21 protein-coding genes and 1 pseudogene are annotated in these 23,003 nt (G+C 28.8%); 19 read left to right on the forward strand and 3 right to left on the reverse strand.

Features of this window, described 5'->3' with window-relative positions; translation table 11 throughout:
• Window positions 1-39: 39 nt before the first annotated feature.
• Genes tig through yihA form a run of 5 tightly spaced genes read left to right on the forward strand, consistent with a single transcriptional unit; the run spans window position 40 to window position 6,162 of the window.
• Window positions 40-1,377: a trigger factor gene (gene tig, locus AC4KN9_RS00450; RefSeq protein ID WP_491016728.1), complete on the forward strand. Its 1,338-nt coding sequence runs from the start codon at window positions 40-42 to the stop codon at window positions 1,375-1,377.
• A gap of 26 nt (window positions 1,378-1,403) precedes the next feature.
• The gene (gene clpP / locus AC4KN9_RS00455) at window positions 1,404-1,994 is read left to right on the forward strand and encodes an ATP-dependent Clp endopeptidase proteolytic subunit ClpP (RefSeq protein ID WP_491016729.1); all 591 of its coding nucleotides are present in this window, start codon (window positions 1,404-1,406) and stop codon (window positions 1,992-1,994) included.
• A complete protein-coding gene (gene clpX, locus AC4KN9_RS00460; protein WP_491016730.1) occupies window positions 1,994-3,208 on the forward strand; it encodes an ATP-dependent Clp protease ATP-binding subunit ClpX in 1,215 nt (404 codons plus the stop codon). The genes clpP and clpX overlap by 1 nt, the downstream gene beginning before the upstream one ends.
• A gap of 33 nt (window positions 3,209-3,241) precedes the next feature.
• Window positions 3,242-5,578, forward strand: a complete 2,337-nt coding sequence (lon, locus tag AC4KN9_RS00465; protein ID WP_491016731.1) for an endopeptidase La — start codon at window positions 3,242-3,244, stop codon at window positions 5,576-5,578.
• Window positions 5,578-6,162 (forward strand): ribosome biogenesis GTP-binding protein YihA/YsxC, encoded by a 585-nt coding sequence (yihA, locus tag AC4KN9_RS00470; protein ID WP_491016732.1) that lies wholly within the window; start codon window positions 5,578-5,580, stop codon window positions 6,160-6,162. Before lon ends, yihA begins: the two co-directional genes overlap by 1 nt.
• A 47-nt stretch (window positions 6,163-6,209) precedes the next feature.
• Here the strand turns inward: yihA and AC4KN9_RS00475 are convergent, their stop codons facing one another.
• Both AC4KN9_RS00475 and rd read right to left on the reverse strand, forming a co-directional pair.
• Window positions 6,210-6,869, reverse strand: a complete 660-nt coding sequence (locus AC4KN9_RS00475; protein WP_491016733.1) for a TVP38/TMEM64 family protein — start codon at window positions 6,867-6,869, stop codon at window positions 6,210-6,212.
• A 125-nt stretch (window positions 6,870-6,994) separates the two neighbouring features.
• Window positions 6,995-7,153, reverse strand: a complete 159-nt coding sequence (gene rd / locus AC4KN9_RS00480; RefSeq protein ID WP_491016734.1) for a rubredoxin — start codon at window positions 7,151-7,153, stop codon at window positions 6,995-6,997.
• A 133-nt stretch (window positions 7,154-7,286) separates the two neighbouring features.
• On the opposite strand from rd, the gene AC4KN9_RS00485 reads away from it, so the two are divergent.
• The 5 genes and pseudogenes from AC4KN9_RS00485 to AC4KN9_RS00505 all read left to right on the forward strand — a co-directional run bounded on the left by AC4KN9_RS00485 (window position 7,287) and on the right by AC4KN9_RS00505 (window position 12,118).
• Window positions 7,287-7,670, forward strand: coding sequence for an ATP-binding protein (locus AC4KN9_RS00485; RefSeq protein ID WP_491016735.1), 384 nt, complete (start codon window positions 7,287-7,289; stop codon window positions 7,668-7,670).
• A 90-nt stretch (window positions 7,671-7,760) separates the two neighbouring features.
• Window positions 7,761-9,572 (forward strand): annotated as a pseudogene (typA, locus tag AC4KN9_RS00490) (translational GTPase TypA).
• Between the two features lie 331 nt (window positions 9,573-9,903).
• Window positions 9,904-10,545, forward strand: coding sequence for a redox-sensing transcriptional repressor Rex (locus AC4KN9_RS00495; protein ID WP_491016736.1), 642 nt, complete (start codon window positions 9,904-9,906; stop codon window positions 10,543-10,545).
• A 348-nt stretch (window positions 10,546-10,893) separates the two neighbouring features.
• On the forward strand, window positions 10,894-11,409 hold the full coding sequence (locus AC4KN9_RS00500; protein WP_491016737.1) for an IS110 family transposase: 516 nt from the start codon (window positions 10,894-10,896) through the stop codon (window positions 11,407-11,409).
• Window positions 11,339-12,118, forward strand: coding sequence for an IS110 family transposase (locus AC4KN9_RS00505; protein WP_491016738.1), 780 nt, complete (start codon window positions 11,339-11,341; stop codon window positions 12,116-12,118). The genes AC4KN9_RS00500 and AC4KN9_RS00505 overlap by 71 nt, the downstream gene beginning before the upstream one ends.
• A gap of 580 nt (window positions 12,119-12,698) precedes the next feature.
• Here the strand turns inward: AC4KN9_RS00505 and AC4KN9_RS00510 are convergent.
• Window positions 12,699-13,586: a GNAT family N-acetyltransferase gene (locus AC4KN9_RS00510; RefSeq protein ID WP_491016739.1), complete on the reverse strand. Its 888-nt coding sequence runs from the start codon at window positions 13,584-13,586 to the stop codon at window positions 12,699-12,701.
• 129 nt (window positions 13,587-13,715) lie between these two features.
• Here AC4KN9_RS00510 and AC4KN9_RS00515 point away from each other — a divergent pair, with 129 nt between their 5' ends.
• The 9 genes from AC4KN9_RS00515 to cdd all read left to right on the forward strand — a co-directional run bounded on the left by AC4KN9_RS00515 (window position 13,716) and on the right by cdd (window position 23,001).
• Window positions 13,716-13,874 carry an IS3 family transposase gene (locus AC4KN9_RS00515; protein ID WP_491017910.1) on the forward strand — a complete coding sequence of 53 codons (159 nt, stop codon included), beginning with the start codon at window positions 13,716-13,718 and terminating at the stop codon, window positions 13,872-13,874.
• A gap of 190 nt (window positions 13,875-14,064) precedes the next feature.
• Entirely contained in the window at window positions 14,065-15,993 is a 1,929-nt protein-coding gene (gene abc-f, locus AC4KN9_RS00520) for a ribosomal protection-like ABC-F family protein (protein WP_491016740.1), read from the forward strand.
• Window positions 15,993-16,994, forward strand: a complete 1,002-nt coding sequence (locus AC4KN9_RS00525) for a BMP family ABC transporter substrate-binding protein (protein ID WP_491016741.1) — start codon at window positions 15,993-15,995, stop codon at window positions 16,992-16,994. The genes abc-f and AC4KN9_RS00525 overlap by 1 nt, the downstream gene beginning before the upstream one ends.
• A 220-nt stretch (window positions 16,995-17,214) precedes the next feature.
• Window positions 17,215-18,336 carry a BMP family ABC transporter substrate-binding protein gene (locus AC4KN9_RS00530; protein ID WP_491016742.1) on the forward strand — a complete coding sequence of 374 codons (1,122 nt, stop codon included), beginning with the start codon at window positions 17,215-17,217 and terminating at the stop codon, window positions 18,334-18,336.
• A 50-nt stretch (window positions 18,337-18,386) separates the two neighbouring features.
• Window positions 18,387-19,910: an ABC transporter ATP-binding protein gene (locus tag AC4KN9_RS00535; RefSeq protein ID WP_491016743.1), complete on the forward strand. Its 1,524-nt coding sequence runs from the start codon at window positions 18,387-18,389 to the stop codon at window positions 19,908-19,910.
• Window positions 19,903-21,039 (forward strand): ABC transporter permease, encoded by a 1,137-nt coding sequence (locus tag AC4KN9_RS00540; RefSeq protein WP_491016744.1) that lies wholly within the window; start codon window positions 19,903-19,905, stop codon window positions 21,037-21,039. Before AC4KN9_RS00535 ends, AC4KN9_RS00540 begins: the two co-directional genes overlap by 8 nt.
• Window positions 21,036-21,908, forward strand: a complete 873-nt coding sequence (locus AC4KN9_RS00545; RefSeq protein ID WP_491016745.1) for an ABC transporter permease — start codon at window positions 21,036-21,038, stop codon at window positions 21,906-21,908. Before AC4KN9_RS00540 ends, AC4KN9_RS00545 begins: the two co-directional genes overlap by 4 nt.
• Window positions 21,908-22,573 carry a deoxyribose-phosphate aldolase gene (gene deoC, locus AC4KN9_RS00550; RefSeq protein ID WP_491016746.1) on the forward strand — a complete coding sequence of 222 codons (666 nt, stop codon included), beginning with the start codon at window positions 21,908-21,910 and terminating at the stop codon, window positions 22,571-22,573. Before AC4KN9_RS00545 ends, deoC begins: the two co-directional genes overlap by 1 nt.
• Window positions 22,573-23,001: a cytidine deaminase gene (gene cdd, locus AC4KN9_RS00555; RefSeq protein ID WP_491016747.1), complete on the forward strand. Its 429-nt coding sequence runs from the start codon at window positions 22,573-22,575 to the stop codon at window positions 22,999-23,001. The genes deoC and cdd overlap by 1 nt, the downstream gene beginning before the upstream one ends.
• Window positions 23,002-23,003 lie beyond the last annotated feature (2 nt).

A 23,003-nucleotide genomic window follows, 5' to 3' on the forward strand; every position in this document is an offset into this window, starting at 1 on the left:
TGTATAGTTATAAAGAAAGATTACTATTAGGAGGAATAAATGAGTAAATTAGTATCACATGAAAAAAATGTAGCGGTGTTTACAGAAGTTTTAAGATATGAAACATTTAAGGAAAAATTACAAGATGCTTACAATAAAAATAAAGGCAGATTTAATATTGCAGGATTTAGAAAAGGAAAAGCTCCAAGAGCTATTATTGAAGCTAACTATGGTAAAGAAATATTTTGGAATGATGCTATTGATTTAGTATTACCAGAAATGTATGAAAAAGCAATCGAAGAGTTAGGGCTAAGCCCTGTTTCAAAACCTCAAATAGATATTGAAGAGGAAATCAAAGAAGGAAAAGATATTGAAATTAGATTTGAAGTTGAAACATTCCCAGAAATTGAACTAGCAGACTATTCAAATATTGAAGTTGAAGAGCTTGAAAAAGAAGTTTCTGAAGAATTAGTAGATGCTAAAATTCAAGAAGAAATCGAAAAAAATAAAGTTGTTAAACCTGTAGATAGAGAAGTTATTGAAGGTGATCAAGTAAATATTGATTTTGAAGGATTTAAGGACGGAAAATCATTTGAAGGTGGAAAAGCTGAAGGATATGATTTGGTAATTGGTTCAGGTCAATTTATACCAGGATTCGAGAAAGAGTTAGAAGGTAAAAACAAAGGTGAAGAAATTGAATTTGACATCACTTTTCCAGAAGATTATGGTGTAGAAGAGCTAAAAGGTCAAATGGTAACATTTAAGGTTAAAATAAATGAAGTAAAAGAAGAAGTTTATCCAGAATTAGATGAAGAATTTGTAATGGATGTTTCTGAATTTGATACAGTTGACGAATACAAAGACTCAATAAGAAAAGAATTAGAAGAAAATCTAAAAAAAGAAAATGAATTAGCTTTGGAAAATGCAGTTATCGATGAAGTGATTTCAAGAACTGAGTTTGATGTTCCAAAGCAAATGGTTGAAGATCAACTAAAAGTTGAATATAAAGAATATGAACATCAAATCAGTCAAATGGGAATGGATATGGATACTTTCTTCCAATTAAGCGGATCATCAAAAGAAGAAGTAATGGAACAATTAAGAGAAAGAGCTGAAAACAAAGTAAAAATCGAAGTTATTTTAGACAAGATGGTAGAGGAAAAAAATTATGAAGTTTCTGATGAAGATGTTTCAGCAGAATATGAAAAAGTTGCTGTAGACTACAATAGAGAAGGTGACGAAGAATTTATTAAATTAATAAAATCTCAAATCTCTGAAAAAGCAATTAAAAATGTATTGAAGAGAAGAAGAGTCATTGATGAATTAAAAGAAAATGTAGTGTTTGTAGAAGCTAAAGAAGAATCAGAAGACAAAGAAGAATCAGAAGACAAAGAGTAAAATAAAAAACTGTTGAGGGGGGATTTATGACGTTAGTACCTACAGTGATTGAAACTACTAATAGAGGTGAAAGAGCATACGATATATATTCAAGACTTTTAAGAGAAAGAATTGTGTTCGTATCAGGAGAAATTAATGACCAAATGGCTGATGTGATTGTTGCACAATTACTTTTGCTTGAATTTGAAGATCCAGAAAAAGATATTCAACTATATATAAATTCACCAGGAGGCTCTGTAACAGCAGGACTTGCAATTTATGATACTATGAATTATATTAAGCCAGATGTTTCAACAATTTGCATTGGTCAAGCTGCTAGTATGGGAGCAGTTTTATTAACAAGTGGAAAAAAGGGAAAGAGATTTTCGTTACCAAATTCAAATATTTTGATACATCAACCACTTGGTGGTGCTCAAGGGCAGGCAACAGATATAAATATAGTTGCAGAACAAATATTAAAAATTAGAGAACGCTTAAATAAAATTTTATCAGATAATTCAGGTCAAGATACTGAACAAATTCAAAAAGATACTGAAAGAGATAAATATATGACAGCACAAGAAGCTTTAGATTATGGTTTAATTGATAAAGTTATAGAAAGTCATAAGGAAATTTAATGGCAAAATTTGTAGAAAAAGAAGTTAGATGCTCATTTTGTGGAAAATCAGCAAAAGATGTAAATAAAATGATTTCAGGGCCAGATGGTGTCTATATTTGTAATGAATGTATATCTCTTTGTCAAGAAGTACTTGAAGAAGAATATGAAGAAAAAGGTCTGATTAATGATTTTGAACTTCGTACGCCTCAAGAAATTAAAAATTTTTTAGATGAATTTGTAATCAAACAAGATAAGGCTAAAAAAACTTTAGCAGTAGCAGTTTACAACCATTATAAAAGAATAAAATATGGAAAAAAATCTGAAACTAATCTTCAAAAATCTAATATTTGTCTTATTGGACCAACAGGTTCAGGAAAGACACTGTTAGCACAAACATTAGCGGATATTTTAGATGTTCCATTTGCTATAGCAGATGCTACAAGCTTAACAGAGGCTGGATATGTAGGTGAAGATGTAGAAAATATTATCCTAAAATTAGTACAAGCTGCTGATTTTGATATTGAAAAAGCACAAACTGGAATTATTTATGTAGATGAAATAGATAAAATCACTAAAAAAAGCGAAAATATGTCCATTACTAGAGATGTTAGTGGCGAAGGAGTACAGCAATCATTATTAAAGCTAATAGAAGGAACCATTGCCAATGTACCGCCTAAGGGAGGAAGAAAACATCCAAATCAAGAATATATACATGTTGATACAACAAACATATTATTCATTGTTGGTGGAGCATTTGAAGGGCTTGAAAAAATCATAGAAAAAAGAGTGGAGACTAAGTCAATAGGATTTGGTGCCGATTTTCTATCAAATCAAGAAAATGAGGCGAGAGTTCTTGATAAGGTATTACCTCAAGACTTAATGAAATATGGGCTCATACCAGAATTTATTGGACGTATACCGATTATTGCTACACTTGATGAACTAAATGAGGAAGCGTTAGTAAGGATACTTACTGAACCCAAGAATGCTTTGATAAAACAATATGAAGAGCTATTTAGACTTGATGGAGTAGAGTTAATTTTTGAAGAGGGTTCTATTGAAGAAATCGCAAAATTAGCTATAAAGAGAAATACAGGTGCAAGAGGACTAAGGGCTATACTAGAAGATTCGTTACTCGACATTATGTTTGATATACCAAATAAAAAAGATATTAAAAAATGTATAGTAACAGATGAAACGATAAAAGATAAAAAATCTCCTACGTTAGTATAAGGGCTTAGCCCTTTTTTTATAATGGAGGAGAAAATGACAGAATCATACAATATATTAAAAAGAACTGTTCCTATGATTGCTATAAGAGGTATATGGATATTACCAGAAGTTTCTATAAGCTTTGAGGCGGAAAGAAAAGAATCTATTAATGCTATAATTGAAGCAAAAAATAGAGATTCTTACGTATTTATTACAACTCAGATTAATCCAAGTGTTGAAGCTATAGAAGAAGATAATTTAAATACAATAGGAATACTTTGCAAAATAAAACAAAGTATTAATTTACCAAATGGTAGAATAAAAGTAATGGTAGAAGGTGTAAGTAGAGCCAAAATACTCAAATATGAATCTAAATCACAATTCTTTGAAGTTAATATTGAAGAATATCAATATATCAAAGAAGATGATGAAGAAGATTATGCTATTAGACAAGTAATCTTGGAAGAGGTTAAAAAGCTATTAGAAATAAAAGAAGAATTTTCAGATGTTATAAAATATAAACTAGAAACGGATAAAAATTTATCCACAATGCTAGATAATGTTATTATATATATAAATCTTAAAAATATTTTTACTATACAGTCTCTTATTGAGGAAATGGATGCCTATTCGAGAGCATTAAAATTAATTAACTTGATTATGGAAGAAAGATTAATGATTGAATATAAAGATTCTATCCGAGATAAAATAACTGCTAAAATAAATCAAAGTCAAAAAGAATATTATCTAAGAGAGCAACTGGAAATTTTAAAGAAGGAATTAAACTTAATTCGAGAAGATGAAGTAGATGATATCACGTTATATAAAGAAAGAATAGAAAACCTTGCTATTAGTGAACAAAGTAAAGAACATTTATTAAAAGAACTTTCAAGGCTTGAATTTTTAGCTAATGCTTCACCGGAGATAAATGTAGTAAGAACATATTTAGATAATGTTTTGGATGTTCCATTTGGTAAGTTTACAGAATATAAAATTGATATAAAAAATTCAAAAAAAGTTTTGGATAAAGATCATCATGGGCTAAAAGATGTAAAAGAAAGAATCTTAGAATATCTTTCTGTATTAAAATTGAAAAAAGATGTAAAAGGTTCGATCCTTTGTTTAGTTGGACCGCCAGGAGTGGGGAAAACATCCATAGTTAAATCTGTTGCGGAATCTATGAATAGAGAGTATATTTCTATGAGATTAGGTGGAGTTACGGATGAAAGTGAGATAAGAGGACATAGGAAGACTTATATTGGGGCAATGCCAGGGAGGATAATTACAAATCTTCAGAAAGCAAAAACATTAAATCCGGTATTTTTACTTGATGAAATAGACAAAATATCTTCATCATACAAAGCCGATCCAGCATCAGCTCTACTAGAGCTACTTGACCCAAATCAAAATAGTGAATTTTTAGATAGATATATCGAAATTCCAGTTGATTTATCTAAAGTTATGTTTGTTACTACAGCAAATACAACTCAAACTATACCTTCTGCACTTTTAGATAGGATGGAAGTTATTGAAGTTTCCGGATATACAGAATATGATAAAATTATAATAGCTAAAAAATACTTAATTCCTAAACAAATAAAAGAAAATGGATTAAAAAGATTTAAAATTAAAATATCAGATAAAGTAATTGTTAAGGTAATTAAAAATTATACTAGAGAATCGGGAGTTAGAAATCTTGAAAGGCAAATTGCTAAAATTTGTAGAAAAGTAGCTATGAAAATAGTTGAAGGTGCAGAAACCGTATCAGTAACCGTTAAAAACTATAAAGATTTTTTAGGAAGTGAAAAAGTTTTAGATGATGATATTGTCAGAGAACCTGAAGTGGGTATTGTTACAGGTCTAGCATGGACTAGTGTAGGTGGAGAATTACTTCAAATTGAAGTAAATACTATGAATGGTAAAGGAAAAACTCAATTAACAGGATCTCTTGGAGATGTAATGAAGGAATCAGCTATTGCATCAATTTCGTTTATAAAATCAGAACAAGAGTATTTTAATTTAGGAAAAAAAGTTTTTGAAGAAACAGATATTCACGTGCATGTACCAGAAGGAGCTACCCCCAAAGATGGGCCTTCAGCAGGAATTACAATTACAACAGGGATAGTGTCTGCGTTAACTAGCAGAAAAGTTAGACAAGATATAGCTATGACTGGAGAGGTTACTATTAGAGGTAGAGTATTGCCAATAGGTGGTCTTAAAGAAAAAGTACTAGCCGCTAAAAGATATGGTATAAATAATGTCATAATACCAAAGCAAAATGAGAAGGATTTAGATGATATACCAGAAGAGGTATTGAATGATATGAACTTCCATTTAGTAGCAGATGTAAAAAAAGTTATAGAATTAGCATTGGAAAAAGAGGAAAAATAATGAAAATAAATAATCCAACATTAGAAAAAATAGCAGTATTAGAGGAACAATATCCAGATAATAATCTACCTGAAATAGCATTAGCAGGACGTTCAAATGTTGGGAAATCTTCACTTATTAATTCTTTAATAAATAGAAAAAATTTAGCAAGAACAAGTTCTCAACCAGGTAAAACAAGAACGTTAAATTTTTATAATATTGATGAAAAATTTAGATTAGTAGATTTGCCGGGATATGGATATGCAGCCGTTTCAAAGACTGAAAAGGCCAAATGGGCAGAAACAATTGAAAGATATTTATCTATAAGAGAAAATCTAAAAGAAGTTATACTTTTAGTTGACTTACGACACGAGCCAACAAATGATGATCTAATGATGTATAATTGGATCTTAGAAATGGGGTTTTCTGGATATGTTGTAGCAACAAAACTTGATAAAATTGGTAAATCAAGACTTCATAAACATATTAAAATTGTAGCAGACAAATTTAATATTACAGATAAATCGAAATTAATTTATTATTCTTCTGAAACAAAAGAAAATAGAGAATATATTTATGGTATATTGAATAGAATATTACAATAATAAAACGTCCTTCTAATAGCTTTTTTAGCCACTGGAAGGACGTTTTTTTAATTCAGAAAATTAAATAGGGCTTGATATCCATTAAGCATTATAAATAGCATTAGTGGGATAGACCAGAGTTTAATAATAGAGGTGATTATAAAAAATCTCTTAAATTTAAAATCAGTCATGCCACAAATCATACACGATATATCGTCGGGCAAAAATGGTATTATTAAAACTAATATAAACATTATTTCAATTTTTCGACCTCTATTAAGCCAATCTACTTGTTTATTAATAGTTTTATCATCAAATAATAATCCAATAAATTTTTTACCATATTTTCTACCTAAATAAAAGTTAATTACAGAACCAATCATTATGGCGATATAGTTCAGAAAAAAACCATAAATTGGACCATATGCCAAAATTACAGATATATTTGTTATGGCAGTAGGTGAAACAGGAAAAACGGTTAAAAAAGTCTGAATTACAATAAATATAATGGGAGCAAAAATCCCAAATCTATTTAATAGTAGAGTAAATTTTTTTGTATCATTGAAATAACCATTCCTAAATGCAAGGATGGTTAAAATTATTGTTATAACAAAAAGTATACCCCCAATTATCTTTAATTTTTTTCTCTTTTCATTAGTTTTTTCGTCAACATATTCATGTTTGATTTCTTCTAATTGCTTATCAATTAATTCGTTATCTTCATTCATAATCCCCCCATTCTAAATAGGATATCATATATTATAAATTTTAGGAAATACAACTTTGTAATAAAAATCATAGTTTTATGGTAAAAAAAGATGAATGCTATTTTGCATTCATCTTATGTACTTTCTTATAATTCTTCAAACATATCTTTATCTACGCCACACACAGGACAAACCCAATCTTCTGGCAGTTCGTCAAATGATGTACCTTCGTCGATGCCGTTATCTGGATCACCAACCTCAGGGTCATAAATATATCCACATGCTGTGCATTCCCATTTTGCCATTACAGCCTCCTTATTTTTTAGTTGTACTAATATTATACATGATTTTTAGCAAAATTTCAAAGGAATTGATATATTGGTTAAATATAAAATTATTGGGTAAATATATTTAAGAAAAATAACGGAAGGTGAAATTATGCTTTATAGGTATGACAATGAAATATTTGGTGATATGATTTTAATAAATGAAGTTGTAAAAAATATACTTAAAGATATAAAACCAATAATAAATGATGAAGATCTATGTTTTGACGTTCGTCTTATTTTAAGCGAATTATTAATTAATTGTCATGAACATGGTAATAAATACGATACTGAAAAATGCATAAAACTTTTATTATCGATAGATTTTGATAATATACATATAGAAGTCAAAGATGAAGGAATTGGCTTTAATAATATAGAAAAATACAATATCCATGACTTTAAATCAAGCGGAAGAGGTCTTATGATTGTTAAGTCATTAGTAGATAAATTAGAAATATATAAAAATAATGTAAGGTGTGATATCCGAATTTAATTTTATTCCAGTCATATGATTGGAATTTTTTTTATTTGATATTATCTATTTTTGTGGTAATATTTTATAGTCAATAAACAAGGAGTTTTTATGAAAAAAATAAGAAATATAGCAATAATAGCCCATGTTGATCATGGAAAAACTACATTAGTAGATTCATTATTAAAACAAAGTGGAATATTTAGGGAAAATCAAGAAATATCTGAAAGAGTAATGGATAACAATGATATTGAAAAAGAAAGAGGAATTACAATTCTTTCTAAAAACACAGCAATTAACTACAATGATATAAAAATAAATATTATAGATACACCCGGACATGCAGATTTTGGTGGAGAGGTAGAACGTGTCTTAAAAATGGCAGATGGTGTATTACTATTAGTAGATGCTTTTGAAGGTGTTATGCCTCAGACAAAATTTGTAATTAAAAAGGCGATTGAATTAGAATTGCCAGCATTAATTTGCTTAAATAAAATAGATAGGGATAGAGCTAGACCAGAAGAAGTAATAGATGAAATAATTGATTTGTTTATTAACTTAGAAGCACCAGAATCATATTTAGAAGCACCAATCATTTATGCATCAGGTAAAAATGGATGGGCGAGTTTAGAAAGAGATTAACAAAAAGAAAATTTAAAAGATTTACTTGACACAATTGTAAAATATATTCCAGAACCAACTGGAGATAAAGATGCACCTTTTAAGGCACTAATTTCTACTACCGATTATAGTGAGTATTTAGGAAGAATAGGTATCGGTAAAGTGGAACATGGTACTATAAAAGTTGGAGATCAAGCCTTTATTAAAAACTATAACGAAGAAAATAAACTAATCAAAGCAAAGATTACCACTATTTATGAATTTGAAGGATTAAATAGAGTGGAAGTACAAGAGGCCAAAGCGGGTTCAATAGTAGCTATTTCAGGAGTGGAAGGTATTGCAATAGGAGATACATTATGTTCTAGTGAAGAAATGAATCCAATCGAGTTTGTAAAAATTTCAGAACCAACATTAGCTATGAGGTTTATCGTAAATAACTCACCATTTGCAGGACTTGAAGGAGAATATGTTACTTCAAGGCATTTGAGAGCAAGATTGATGAAAGAGCAAGAGACAGATGTAAGTCTTAAAATCGAAGATACAGAATCAACAGATGCTTTTAAGGTTAATGGTAGAGGAGAACTCCATTTGTCAGTTCTTATAGAAAATATGAGAAGAGAAGGTTATGAATTTCAAGTATCAAAACCTGAAGTTTTATTTAGGAGAGAAAAAGAAAAATTATTAGAACCAATGGAATTAGTTACAATTGACGTTGATGAAACTTATGTAGGTACAATAATTAATAAATTAGGTGTTAGAAAAGCTGAGATGATACACATGGAAAACATATCTTCGGGATATAGAAGATTAGTATTTAAGATGCCATCAAGAGGTTTAATTGGTTATAGACAAGAGTTCATATCAGATACTAAGGGAACAGGTATTATAAATACAGAATTTGAATCATATGAAGAATATCTAGGTGAAATACCGACAAGACAATTTGGTTCTCTTATTGCTTTTGAAACTGGTAAAGCTACAGGATACGCACTTGATTCAGCCTGGAAAAGAGGAAATCTATTTATCGAACCAGGTGAAGAAGTCTATGAAGGGATGATTATCGGTGAAAATCCAAAAGGTTTGGATATAGAAGTTAATGTATGTAAAAGAAAAGCAAAGACAAATATCAAATCATCATCTTCAGATGATGCACCAAATCTGCCACCAGCAAAAAAATTAAGTTTAGAAGAAATGCTCGAATTTATAGAAGCAGATGAGTATGTAGAAATCACACCTAAAAATTTAAGAATTAGAAAGAAAATATTAAATGCTGGACAAAGAGCAAAATCTAAAAAAATATAATAAATAATTATAATTAATTTATAATTTTCAATTTTTATTATAAAAATTGTGGAATATCTGTTTCAGGAACAGTGTACGGTTTTTATTTTTCTAGAAATGGAGAAGTTTTTGATTATTTAAATCCGAAGCTAAGAAGGGTAGATAATCATTGGGAGTCTGTGAAATCGAATTCGGATAATGAAAGTTATATGGAAAAAATAATAGGAAATTGGTATTTTTTTAAAATAACAAATTAAATTATATTCTAATTATTTTTTATAACATTGTTGAATTATTGACAATTTAATAACTTTTTCATATAATATATAATGTACAAATAAGAGGAGGAAATATGCAAAAAAATAAAATATCTCCTGCCGTTGTAAGAAGATTGCCAAAGTATCTAAGATATCTTAAAAATCTTGAGGATGATGGAATTGAAAAGATTTCATCTGAGCAATTAAGCAAGATTACAGGATTTACAGCTTCTCAAATAAGACAAGATTTAAATCATTTTGGTGGATTCGGGCAACAAGGATATGGATATAGAATAATAGAGTTAAAAAAATCAATAAATGAAATTATAGGATTAGATAAGGCTTACAATGTTGTAATTGTAGGTTACGGACATATTGGTAAGGCCATTAATAAGTACAATAGATTTGAAACCAAAGAATTTAATGTCAAAGCAGTTTTTGATTTGCCTGAAAAGAAGAGAGAAGATGAAACAGTTGATGTTAGACCAATTGATGAACTAGAAGAGTTTTTAGAGCAGAATAATATTGATATAGTAGTGATAACAGTACCTAAAGAAAATGCTCAAGAGATTTGTGATAAACTTTCTGGTAAGAATATCAAAGGTGTTTGGAATTTTGCACCTATAGACGTTGATGTAGAAGGAAATATACCTGTTGAAAATATTCATCTAAGTGAATCTTTATATTCATTAATTTTTTATATGGGAAACTTAGAACATTATCCAGAAAATAATTAAATAGAGGATTTAAATAGTAAAAAAGTATAAAAAAGTTACCCCCAAAATCCGTTTATACTGAACTGACACCAAAAAGTTGGACCTAAAAACAACTTTGAGGATGTCAGTTTTTAGTACCATAAATAGTGTAAGAAAGAAAATTATTTCTATCTTGCACTATTTTTGTATAATGAAGAAGTAGTATGACGAGTCAGTTTTAGGGTTAAAATATCCGTCATGAAAACTGTCAACTACCTCTTCATTATTCATATTCGGTTAAGCAGGTTGGGCAAAACGTCCGTGTCACGAGCTAAAATGAGTGTAATGGTGCAGGTAGAAACTACAAATTAAAAGAAAGAGGGTAATAAAATGATATCTATAGGAATAGATATAGCAAAAGAAAAGTTTACAGTATGTGCACTAGAACAAGGTAGCAAAATCATTTGGAAGCCTTTTGATGTTCATCTTAAGAAAACAAAAGTAGAAGAATTTTTAAAGAAACTAGATTCATTAAATGAAGAAGTAAAAATAATCATGGAAGCAACAGGTAAATACCATCTTCCAATCCTCTATGAATTAAAAGACAAAGGATACTCTGTAAGTGTAGTAAATCCTTTAAAAATGAAACAGTTTTGTCGAGTACTTAACTTTAGAAAATCTAAAAATGATAATATAGATACCATACAAATAGCTGAATATGGATTGATGTATTGGAAAGAATTACAAGAATACAAAGTAGATTCAGAAAGTTTTAGAGTCCTAAAAGAATTAAACAGAATCCTATCAGCACTATATGGATTTAAGAATCAATCAAATGAACTTCATAGACCTAACAATAGGCCAAACATTTCCAGGAATAAAAAAACTAATTCCACATGGATCTAATGATTTTTCAAAAGATAAACTATTAGACTTCTTAGAAATATGGTGGCACAAAGACCTAGTATTAGAAAAATCAGAAGAAAAATTCATAGAAGATTTTAAAAACTGGGCAAAAGAAAAGAGATACCATCCTAATGCTAATAAAGCTAAATCCATATACAAGCTTGCAGAGGAGAGTATCTCAACTCAACCTTCTAGTAGCTCATATACAAAAATGAACATACAAGAAGGAATAGAATTGATAAAACATATAAATCAAATTCTACATACTATTTTATCACAAATGATAGAAATTGCCGAGCTCTTAGAAGAATATCAAGAAGCAAAAAAATTCTCAGGAATATCAGATAAATTAGCAGTGCAAATTACAGCAGAATTTGGAGACTTATCAAAATTTAAAAACAAAAAAAGTTTAATATCCTTTGTAGGAATAGATTCACCGCCATATGAGTCAGGGAATTTTAAAGCAGACCAGAGAAAAATAACAAAAAGAGGCAATGCAATACTAAGAAAAGTAGGTTATCAAGCTATGAAATGCATGATGAGCGCTAAAGATCCTGAAAATGATATATATCTGTATATGGTAAAAAAAGAAAAAGATGGAAAAGCTAAAAAAGTATGTAAATTTGCAGGATTAAATAAATTCTTAAGAATATACTATGCAAAAGTTATGGCATCAAAACAAGAAAAGAAGTTGTTAAAAGTAGCCTAGAATTAAAGAACAATAGTTGAAATAAGCCGATAATAACCGGCTTATTTGTTGTGCTCAAATTTAAACTCTAAATATCAAGGAGAAAGAAAAATTAATTTATCTTTTCTCCTTGACTTTTGTTAGCAGGTTTTCATAGCAAAATATAGCACAGAATTTAAGATAAAAGTGGTTAGAGTATGTCTAAATAATGAAGGAGGATATAGATCTTTAGCTAAAAATATGGTGTAAGTGATAAATCAATATTAAGAAATTGGATTAAATCATTTTATATAAAAATAATTCAATGTTTCAAGATGCCATAACATGGAAATATCATCGAACCAATAAAAGAATATTTACAAATGTTTGTTGAAAATTTGTTGAATTTATAAAATAATTGAGTATATAAAGTCTGTATGAATACTTAGAATTTATAAATATAAAATAAATAAACATGAAGAATTAAGACCAACATCTGAAATACGGATAGTAGTCTTTTTATTAAAAAAATCTGGATATTTATAAACTACTCCAAAAAGTTGGTCTTAGAACCAACTTTTTGAGATTCATCTTATCTATCTAAACTCTTCTTAAAATTATGTTAAAATACATTGTTCATATCTAAAGCGTCCAAATAAAGGATTTTTGTATCAATGTTAAATCCAAGCTTTTCATATAGATTTTTTGCTTTAATATTTTCAACATCTACAGCTATTTGAAAATCTTTTTGATTTTCTTTCTCTAATTCTTTTATGGTTTGTGATAAAAGAGTATAGGCGTGGCCTTGTCTTAAATATGCTTTCTTAGTCGCTACACTGTACATATAGTTTACATCCGATGCAAAGTTTACAGATACTCTAGATATAATATTCTTGTCATTTCTCAACACATATATAGCTGCGGTATCTGATATAATATTAGAAATATTATATCTTTCAGCAATGTCTAAAGATGAGTCAAAGGCTTCATGCATCAATTGAGTTAATTCATCTACATCTTTCATACTTGCTTTTTCAAATACCAAATTAGTATCATATGATGAATCATCTCTATCTTCTTTATTAAAATTTCTCGATAATTGAAACTCTTCAGAGTCACATTTTGTTAAATTAAGATTTTTAATTATATCAGGATTATTATCAAGAAAGACTTCTTCTGTTACAAATGATACGGTATTCAAGTCATACTCTTTGGTTTCTTTCAGAAAAGTTTTATATAGACAAGTAGCTATTTTTCTTCTCCTATAATCAGGATCTATTTTTAATTGAATCTCCACATCTTTGCTATCAGCATATGTAGCAAGAATTCCTATCAAATCACCTGAATCATTATATGCCATGAAAAATGCAGGCATATTCTTATCAAAATTATAGTCATTATCAAGATAAGGTTCTCGATATGTACCATCAAAACTATTAACTTTAGTTAGAAGTTTTTCAATGGATTTTATTTCTTTTTCATTTAATTTGTTTCTTGATTTTATTTGCATAAAAGCTCCTTTAAGGTTTGTTTTAATAAATTAATTATATACTAAAAAATTAGAAAATAACGGAATTTTACAGAGTATGTCAAGAAAAGCAAATTACTTAGATAATTTTTCTATGGGGAATTTTTCGGAATATTAAAACAAGAAATTTACTATAGTAGAACATTTAAGTCGTTTAACGAGCTAAAAAAGACAATTGAAGAATATATAAAATATTACAATGAGGATAGAATAAAAGAAAAACTTGGATATTTAAGTCTGGTTGAATATAGAAAATTAAATGCAGCTTAGCTGCGATTTCCCCTAGGGGAAATATTAGGATGAAAAACCAGAGACAAATATTTCTAAATGTATCTGGTATAAAGTCCAACTTTTTGGGGTCACCTTAATACGGATGGAGGGGATTTTTTATGTCAAAAAATTTTTTTTATATATTAAGCTTAAATTAAATATTTGATATAATTATATAGAGAGGTAGATTATGGCGGATATTACAGTTAGCAAGCTTGGGAAATCTTATGGAATAAATGAGATATTTTCAAATGTAAATTTTATAATTAATGAAAATGATAAAGTTGGTATAGTGGGTCCCAATGGATCTGGTAAATCAACATTATTTAATATACTTACAGATCAAATTGATGAATATGATGGAAATATATATAAAAAGGGTGATTTAACTTATGGTTATATGAAACAAAATATTAGCCTAGATAGTGAAAATACAATATATGAAGAAATGTTATCTCAATTTGAGTATATTAGTAAATTAGAGGAAGAAATAGAAGTTCTCCAGAAAGAAATGGAAACGGAAAAAAATATAAAAAAACTTGAAAAATTAAGCTATCAGTATACAGAAAAATTAGATAAATATTTACGATATGGTGGAGAATATTTTGAAGTTAAAATAGAAAGTACGCTGATAGGTATGGGATTTCCCAAAGAAAGATTTAATGATAAAATAAATTATTTGTCAGGTGGCGAGAAATCAAGACTAGAATTAGCTAAATTACTAGTTTCTAATTTTGATGTGCTATTGCTTGATGAACCAACTAATCATTTAGATATGAGAACTATTTTATTTGTTGAAAACATGATAAAGAACTCCAATAAAACAGTTATATTTATTTCTCATGATAGATATTTCTTAGATAAAGTTGCAAAGAGAATATTTTTGTTAGAAAAAGGATCACTTTATACTTATGATACAAACTATACAGATTTTATTACTCGTAGAAAAAAAGATATAGAAACTCAACAAAAAGCATACGAAAATCAGCAAAAGGAAATAGAGAGACAAGAAGAAATAATAAAAAGATTTGCAAATTTAGGCGGATCATTAAGAAAAAGGGGTATAGCACAATCTCAATCTAGACAAAAACTATTAGAAAAAATGAAATTAATGGACAGACCAGAAACATTTGATAATACAATGGGTTTAAGATTTTTACCAACAAGGGAAAGTGGACAAGATGTATTACAGATAAAAAGTATAAGCAAATCGTTCGATGATAAAACATTATACGAAAATATATCATTCAATATATATAAAGGTGAAAAAGTAGGTTTGATTGGTGAAAATGGTACGGGAAAAACTACAATTCTAAAAATGATACAAAATAAGATGCAGCCCGACAAAGGAAAAATCACACTAGGGGTAAGTGTTTTTCCAGAATATTTTGATCAAGAACAAAAAAATTTAGATTTAGAGAAAACGGTTATTGATGAAGTTTGGGATAAATTTCCAGGATTAACACATTATGAATTGAGATCATATTTGGCAAAGTTTATGTTTATTGGAGATGATATTTTCAATATTGTAGGAGAATTGAGTGGTGGAGAAAGATTTAGAGTAACATTGTTAGAATTGATGCTCACTGATTCCAATTTTTTATTAATGGACGAGCCGACAAATCATCTTGACATACAGTCAAAAGAGGTATTAGAAGATGCAATAAATAATTACGAAGCAACAGTATTATTAATAAGTCATGATAGATATTTTTTGAACAAAGTATGTACAAAAATAATTGAAATTGAAAATGGTTCATTAGTTGAATATAAGGGGAATTTCGATTATTATCTAAGTAAAAAGGAAAATCAGTTATATCAAGAAGAGAATCAAGAAATAAATAAAACAAAAAAAAGAAAAGATTATAAAAGAGAAAAAGAGGAGCAAAAAAGAATTCAGAATATAGAAAAGAAAATAAAGTCTATAGATAATAGATTAGAAGAAATAGAAATTGAGATAAACGAACTAAATCATGAATTTACAAAGCCAGATATTTTTGAAGATTATGAAAAATCAAATGAAATAAGCTTGAAAATTGAAAAGCTAAACAAAGAAAAAGAAACTATTAGCACAAAATGGTTCGAGTTACATGAAAAATTAGAAATTTTGGAGTCATAATGAATAAAAAAATATTATTGATACTAATTGTTTTTGTTTTTACAGCCTGTAGTAAAAAATCTGATAAATATAGTGTTGGGCTTATAACAGACGGAGAAAAAGTAATTGAAAATAATAGAACGGCACAAATACAAAAAGGAATTAAAAAAATAGAGAAAATAGATTTAACAACTTTTACATCAAGTACTAAAGAAAACTATCTCAAAAATATTGATACTCTAATAAAGAGACAAAATAAACTTATCGTAGGAAATAGTTTTTTATTAAATGAGGAATTTAAGAGGATTTCCGAACAAAATAAAGAAGTGCTGTTTGTGTTGTTTGATTCTATCATTGAAAAAAAATATGAAAATATTACAAGCATATTTTTCAGAACAAATGAATCATCGTATTTGGCAGGATACTTAGCGGGGCTTGTAACTAAAACAAATAAAGTGGGGTATGTAGGGACAGAAAAAGGTGCATGGTCAGATTTTTATGAATATGGTTTCAAATCTGGAGTTCATGAAGCATCTAAAGAATTAAATAAAAATATTGAAATTATTGAAAAGCATATATATAAATTTGATGATTTTGATTTAGGCAAAAAAATAGGAAACGAAATATATGATAAAAATGTAGATGTTATATATCAAAATGTTGGTGTAACGGGATTGGGGTTGATTCAAAGTGCAAAAGATAAAGATAAATATATAATTGGTTCAGATTTTGATCAAAATGAATATGCACATAAAAACGTAATTGCTTCAACAGTAAAAAATTATGAATTAATATCTGAAAAAATTATTTCAAAATATATATATGATACAAAGCAAAAATCAGGTAAACAAATTCTAGGATTATCAGAAAATGCAGTAGATTTAAAAATGAAATTCGAGGAGAACTCATTACTTAAAGAATCATATGTGAAAGTGATGTCAAAAAAGGAATTAATAAAAAATAAAAAGGTTTTAATACCTTTTGATGAAAAGACATTCAATAAATTTTTAAATAAAAACTAAACTTAATATATTTTTAATATGTTAAGAAATTTTAATAGAAATTTTAATAGAAATTTTAATAGAAATTTTAATAGAAATTTATAAGATTTATTATAAATAATATTTATTTGAAAATGTTTTTTTGTTTTGCTATTGAAAAAAAATACGAAAAGGATTATATTATATATAGTAAGGATTATAAAGTACAAAAGGACTTTTAAAAATAGAGGGGGATGAACATATGAGTTCAAAAAAAATTTTATCTTTATTATTAGCTTTTGTAATGGTGTTTTCACTAGTTGCATGCGGAAATAATAAAAAAGAAGGCAATAAAAAAGAAACAAAAACTGAAGAAACTAAAAAAGAAGACGATAAAAAAGAAACAAAAACAGAATCTTCTAAAGATAAAGTTGACTTAAAAGGTAAATCAGTAGGTATGGTAACAGATACTGGTGGTGTTAACGACGAGTCATTTAACCAATCATCATGGAAAGGTCTAAACGATTCTAAAGCAGCTACAGGAGCTGAAGTATCGTATGTACAATCAGAACAAGAAGCTGATTATGTAAAAAACATAAACACATTAGTAGATAAAAAAACAAGCTTAGTATGGGGAGTTGGATACTTGTTAGCAGACTCAATCAAAACAGCTTCACAACAATCACCAGATACGAATTTTGCTATAATTGACAATGCATATAATGAAAACTTGCCAAATGTAACAGGCGTTATATTTAAGGCTGAACAACCATCATATCTTGTAGGTTATATTGCAGCTTATCAAACAAAAACAAATAAAATTGGTTTTGTTGGAGGTAAAAAGGGTGTAGTTATTGATCAATTTGAATATGGTTTCAGAGCTGGTGTTTTAGATGCAGCAAAAAAATTAGGAAAAGACATTAAAGTTGATGTACAATATGCTGACAGTTTTAGTGATGAAGCTCTAGGAAAATCTATTGCAACAAAAATGTATAATGATGGTGCTGATATAGTATTCCAAGCAGCTGGTGGTGTTGGTAAAGGTGTTATAGAAGCAGCTAAAGAAGCAAAAAAATTTGTTATCGGTGTTGACCAAGATCAATCTTATTTAGCGCCAGAATATGTATTAACATCTGCACTTAAAAAAGCTGAAGTAGCTATTTATGACTTATCAAAAAGAATATTATCAGGTGAAAAACTTGGTGGTAAAACAATAGTATATACAGCTAATGAAGACGCTGTTGGTATTCCAGACCATACAGATAAATCATTATATCCAAAAGAAGTTCATGATGAAGCATTAGTTAAATTAAAAGAAATAAAAGAAGGAAAAGTAGTACCACCTTTTAATCAAGAAACATTTGATAAATACGTAGCTAATTAATGAAAAGAGGGGGAATCCCCTCTTTTTTGTTTTAAATATAAGGAGTAAGTATGACTAATAATAAATATGCTGTTGAAATGACTGATATTATAAAGACTTTTGGTAAATTTACTGCTCTAGACAATGTACAACTAAAAGTTAAAAAAGGTAGTATTCATTCAATACTTGGTGAAAATGGTGCTGGTAAGTCTACTTTGATGAATATTTTATATGGTTTATATAATGCTGATTCAGGCTCAATCAAAATTAATGGAGAGATAGTAGATATTAAAGATCCTAGAACTGCAATAAAAAATGGTATTGGTATGGTGCATCAACACTTTATGCTGGTTCATAATTTTACTGTAGTACAAAATATTTTACTAGGTAAAGAAGTAACTAAAGGTGGATTTTTAGATTACAAAAAGGGTAGAGAAAAAGTAAAAGAGTTAGTTGATAAGTTTGGTTTGTATGTAGATCTAGATGCTAAAATTGAAGATATTTCTGTAGGAATGCAACAAAGAGTAGAGATATTAAAAGCGTTATATCGTGAAGCTGAAATTTTAATACTTGATGAACCTACAGCAGTATTAACACCTCAAGAAATTGAAGAACTTATATCTATAATGAATAGTTTAACTAATGATGGTAAAACAGTAATTATTATCACTCATAAGTTAAATGAAATAAAAAAATCGGCAAGCAAATGTACAGTTATAAGGAGAGGTAAATATATTGATACTCTTGATGTTGCAGAATCTAGTATACAAGATTTAGCGACAAAAATGGTGGGACATACTGTAAATTTGAAAGTAGAAAAAAGTATAGCTAACCCATCGGATATAATATTTGAAATTAATGGACTTCAAGTAGAAGATAAAAGAGGAATCAAGGCCGTAGATGGATTAAATCTAAAAATTAGAAAAGGAGAAATCTATGGTATAGCAGGGATAGATGGAAACGGACAAAAGGAATTAATAGAAGCTATTACAAATCTTACCAAAACAAAATCTGGAACTATTAAAATTAATGGTGTTGAAATTCAAAACCAAACACCAAGATTTACCATTGATAATAAAGTTGCTACAATTCATGAGGATAGATTAAAAAGGGGATTGGTACCAGATTTTACTGTTGCAGAAAATTCAGTAATAGAATTATTTTCCCAAAAACCATATTCTAAAAAAGGTATTTTAAATAATAAAGAAATTATTAATTTTGCTCAACTAATTATTGATGAGTATGATGTAAGACCAGCGGATGGAGCCGGCCTTAAAGCTAAATCTTTATCCGGTGGTAATCAACAAAAATTAATAATTGGTAGGGAAGTGTCATTAAATCCAGATTTACTAATTGCGGTACAACCTACAAGAGGGCTTGATGTTGGAGCGATTGAATATGTACACAAATCATTGATAAGAGAAAGAGATGCGGGAAAATCTATTTTACTTATTTCTTATGAATTAGATGAAGTAATCAATGTATCAGATAAAATAGGTGTAATTTATAAAGGAAAAATACAAGATGAATTTGCACCTGGTGATAAAACAGAAGAAGAAATCGGATTTTTAATGGCTGGAGGTAAACATGAATAAAGAATATAAATTAAAAAATCTCTTTAGCAATCAGCTGTTTAAGACATTTTTAGCGACACTTTTTGGTTTTATTATTTCGGGAATTTTATTGCTAGCGATAAAAGTCAATCCTATTGTAGCGTACGGAGATATGTTTAAGGGGGTATTTGGAAACCCTAGAAATGTTGCAGAGTTAATAATAAAAGCCACGCCTATAATAATAACTGGTGCATCTGTTGCGTTTGCATTTAAGACAGGATTATTTAATATTGGTGCAGAAGGGCAATATATTGCAGGTTTCTTATTTGCGGGTATTGTAGGGATTTTAGTAGATTTCCCAGCTTTTATACAAATACCTTTATTAATTTTTTGTGGTGCAATAGGAGGAGCATTATTTGGAGGTCTTTCTGGATTATTAAAGGCAAAATTTGGTGTTCATGAAGTAATTTCAGGTATTATGCTAAACTGGATAGGTTTACATCTAATAGGGTATGTATCAACTGGATCTCCATTATTTATAAAAGAAAGTTCTGGTACAGCAGCTATAAATATATCGGGTCAAATAAAACTATTTGCAGCTGAAAAAGCAGCGGGAGATTATGCATCATTTGTAAATTTTCCAATAATTGGTAAAGTTGCTGCTAGATCAGATATTAACTTTGGTATTTTAATTGCTATTGCAGTAGCTATATTACTAAATTTTATTATTAAAAAATCTACACTTGGATATCAACTAAGGTCAGTTGGACTTAATAAAGACGCTGCAGAATTTGCAGGTATAAATGTAAATAAAAATATAATCAGAGCAATGGCGATTTCTGGTGCGGTAGCAGGATTAGCTGGAGCGGTAAATATAATGTCATTAACACCTCATAAAATTATAAATATAGCTATGTTTGAAAATTATGGATTTGATGGACTTTCAGTTGCGTTAATTGCAGGATCAAATTTAATAGGAGTAATATTAGCTGGTTTATTATTTGCAGTATTTAAGATTGGTGGTACAGTATTGCAGTTAAATTTTGGTGTTCCTTCAGAAATTGTATTAGTATTAATAGGTATAATAATATTCTTTATTGCTTTATCAAATATTTTATCTATATTAGCAGAAAAATGGGCATGTAGAAAAAAGACAAAGGAGAAAAAATGAATCAAATATTAACAATGTTATCAATAACACTTATGTATTCTACTCCTTTAGTATTTGGAGCAATGGCAGGTGTTATTTCAGAAAAATCAGGTGTAATTAATATAGGTATAGAAGGTATGATGGCTGTTGGTGCATTTACGGGTGCTTCAGTAGCATATATTACAGGAAATCCATGGATAGGATTCTTTTCAGCAGGGATTGCAGGAGCTTTAGTTGGTTTGCTTCATGCAATAGCTTCAGTATCATTTAGGGCGGATCAAACAGTTTCTGGTATCGCTATTAATATGATAGGTAGCGGATTAACATTATTTTTAGTACAAATAATATTTGGTGGCGGTAATACACCCGTATTAAAAGAAAAATTACCTAAAGTTTTTGGTATAGAGGCAACAGCAATAGTAGCTTTATTATGTGTAGTGTTATTGTGGATATTTTTGTATAAAACAAAATGGGGTCTTAGAGTTTTGGCTGTGGGTGAACATCCAGCAGCAGCAGACACACTAGGTATCAATGTTTATAAAGTAAGATATTTATCGGTTATAGCTTCGGGATTTTTTGCAGGACTTGGTGGAGCAGCGGTGACAACATCACTTATATCAAACTTCTCACCAACTTCAATTACAGGGCAAGGATTTATAGCACTAGCGGCAGTTATTTTTGGTAAATGGACACCTCACGGTGCGTATGGAGCGGCTTTAATTTTTGGTTTTGCACAAGCTATAGCTGTATATATAGGTGGAAGTTCAATTATTCCATCACAATTTATTTCTATGATACCATTCATATTAACACTTGTAATTTTAGTACTTGTAGGTAAATCAGAAGCTCCAAGGGCAGACGGACAACCATATGAAAAAGGAGTTAGATAATGAATATAAAAAATATTTTAAGTAAAGCAGATCACACACAATTAAAACAAGATGTGACATGGGAAGAAATTAAAAAGTTAATAAATGAAGCTATTGAGTATGAAGTTGCGTCAGTATGTATTCCAGCTTCTTATGTAAAAAAAGCAAAGGAATATGCAGGTGATAAACTGGTAATTTGTACAGTTATTGGATTTCCAAATGGATATTCTACAACTAAAGTCAAAGTTTTTGAAACAAAAAATGCGATTGAAAACGGTGCAACAGAGATTGATATGGTAATAAATATAAATGAATTAAAAAATAAAAATTATCAGTTTGTATTAGATGAAATTAAGCAAATAAAAGAAGCTTGTGGAGAGTTAGTCTTAAAAGTGATTATTGAAACAGCACTTTTAACAGATGATGAAAAAATTAAAATGTGTAAATTAGTTTCTAAGTCTGGAGCAGATTATATTAAAACTTCTACAGGATTTTCAACAGGTGGAGCTACATTTGAGGATGTAAAGTTATTTAAGAATAATGTAGATAAACATGTTAAAATTAAAGCTGCTGGAGGAATATCAACACTTGAGGATGCACAAAAATTTATTGAATTTGGTGCAGAAAGACTAGGGACATCAAGATTAATAAAACTTGCAAAAAAAGAAGTAGCGGAGGGATATTAATGCTTGATCAAAATCAATTGAAACAAAATATTAATAAAGCTCTAGAAAATTTAAAATTTTCTAGAGCGATTTACTCTAATTTTAATGTTTCAGCATTGCTTACAGCAAAAAACGGACAAAAATTTACCGGTGTAAATATTGAATCAGCATCATATACTCCAACAATTTGTGCGGAAAGAACAGCTTTTTTTAAGGCTATATCAGAAGGTGTCACAGAATTTGAAAATATAGTTATAGTTGGAGGAAAAGAAGGCAAGGTAACAAATTATACCCCACCTTGTGGTGTATGTAGACAGGTGATGATGGATAACTGTGATCCAAAAACATTCCAAATAATTATAGCCATAGATGAAGATAATTATAGAGTACATACTCTTGAGGAGTTGTTGCCATTTGGATTTGGACATAAGGACTTAAAAGAGGACTAATT

Source organism: Helcococcus sp. SA-HE-C1, from assembly GCF_985670335.1.

Bases quoted from the DNA above. Each gene is read 5' to 3' on its own strand.
- cdd (WP_491016747.1), top strand. From the start codon at position 22,573: ATGCTTGATCAAAATCAATTGAAACAAAATATTAATAAAGCTCTAGAA.
- AC4KN9_RS00530 (WP_491016742.1), top strand. From the start codon at position 17,215: ATGAGTTCAAAAAAAATTTTATCTTTATTATTAGCTTTTGTAATGGTG.
- yihA (WP_491016732.1), top strand. From the start codon at position 5,578: ATGAAAATAAATAATCCAACATTAGAAAAAATAGCAGTATTAGAGGAA.
- AC4KN9_RS00545 (WP_491016745.1), top strand. From the start codon at position 21,036: ATGAATCAAATATTAACAATGTTATCAATAACACTTATGTATTCTACT.
- AC4KN9_RS00535 (WP_491016743.1), top strand. From the start codon at position 18,387: ATGACTAATAATAAATATGCTGTTGAAATGACTGATATTATAAAGACT.
- clpX (WP_491016730.1), top strand. From the start codon at position 1,994: ATGGCAAAATTTGTAGAAAAAGAAGTTAGATGCTCATTTTGTGGAAAA.
- AC4KN9_RS00495 (WP_491016736.1), top strand. From the start codon at position 9,904: ATGCAAAAAAATAAAATATCTCCTGCCGTTGTAAGAAGATTGCCAAAG.
- AC4KN9_RS00500 (WP_491016737.1), top strand. From the start codon at position 10,894: ATGATATCTATAGGAATAGATATAGCAAAAGAAAAGTTTACAGTATGT.
- AC4KN9_RS00510 (WP_491016739.1), bottom strand. From the start codon at position 13,586: ATGCAAATAAAATCAAGAAACAAATTAAATGAAAAAGAAATAAAATCC.
- lon (WP_491016731.1), top strand. From the start codon at position 3,242: ATGACAGAATCATACAATATATTAAAAAGAACTGTTCCTATGATTGCT.
- AC4KN9_RS00505 (WP_491016738.1), top strand. From the start codon at position 11,339: ATGAACTTCATAGACCTAACAATAGGCCAAACATTTCCAGGAATAAAA.
- abc-f (WP_491016740.1), top strand. From the start codon at position 14,065: ATGGCGGATATTACAGTTAGCAAGCTTGGGAAATCTTATGGAATAAAT.
- AC4KN9_RS00540 (WP_491016744.1), top strand. From the start codon at position 19,903: ATGAATAAAGAATATAAATTAAAAAATCTCTTTAGCAATCAGCTGTTT.
- AC4KN9_RS00525 (WP_491016741.1), top strand. From the start codon at position 15,993: ATGAATAAAAAAATATTATTGATACTAATTGTTTTTGTTTTTACAGCC.
- deoC (WP_491016746.1), top strand. From the start codon at position 21,908: ATGAATATAAAAAATATTTTAAGTAAAGCAGATCACACACAATTAAAA.
- AC4KN9_RS00485 (WP_491016735.1), top strand. From the start codon at position 7,287: ATGCTTTATAGGTATGACAATGAAATATTTGGTGATATGATTTTAATA.
- clpP (WP_491016729.1), top strand. From the start codon at position 1,404: ATGACGTTAGTACCTACAGTGATTGAAACTACTAATAGAGGTGAAAGA.
- rd (WP_491016734.1), bottom strand. From the start codon at position 7,153: ATGGCAAAATGGGAATGCACAGCATGTGGATATATTTATGACCCTGAG.
- AC4KN9_RS00475 (WP_491016733.1), bottom strand. From the start codon at position 6,869: ATGAATGAAGATAACGAATTAATTGATAAGCAATTAGAAGAAATCAAA.
- tig (WP_491016728.1), top strand. From the start codon at position 40: ATGAGTAAATTAGTATCACATGAAAAAAATGTAGCGGTGTTTACAGAA.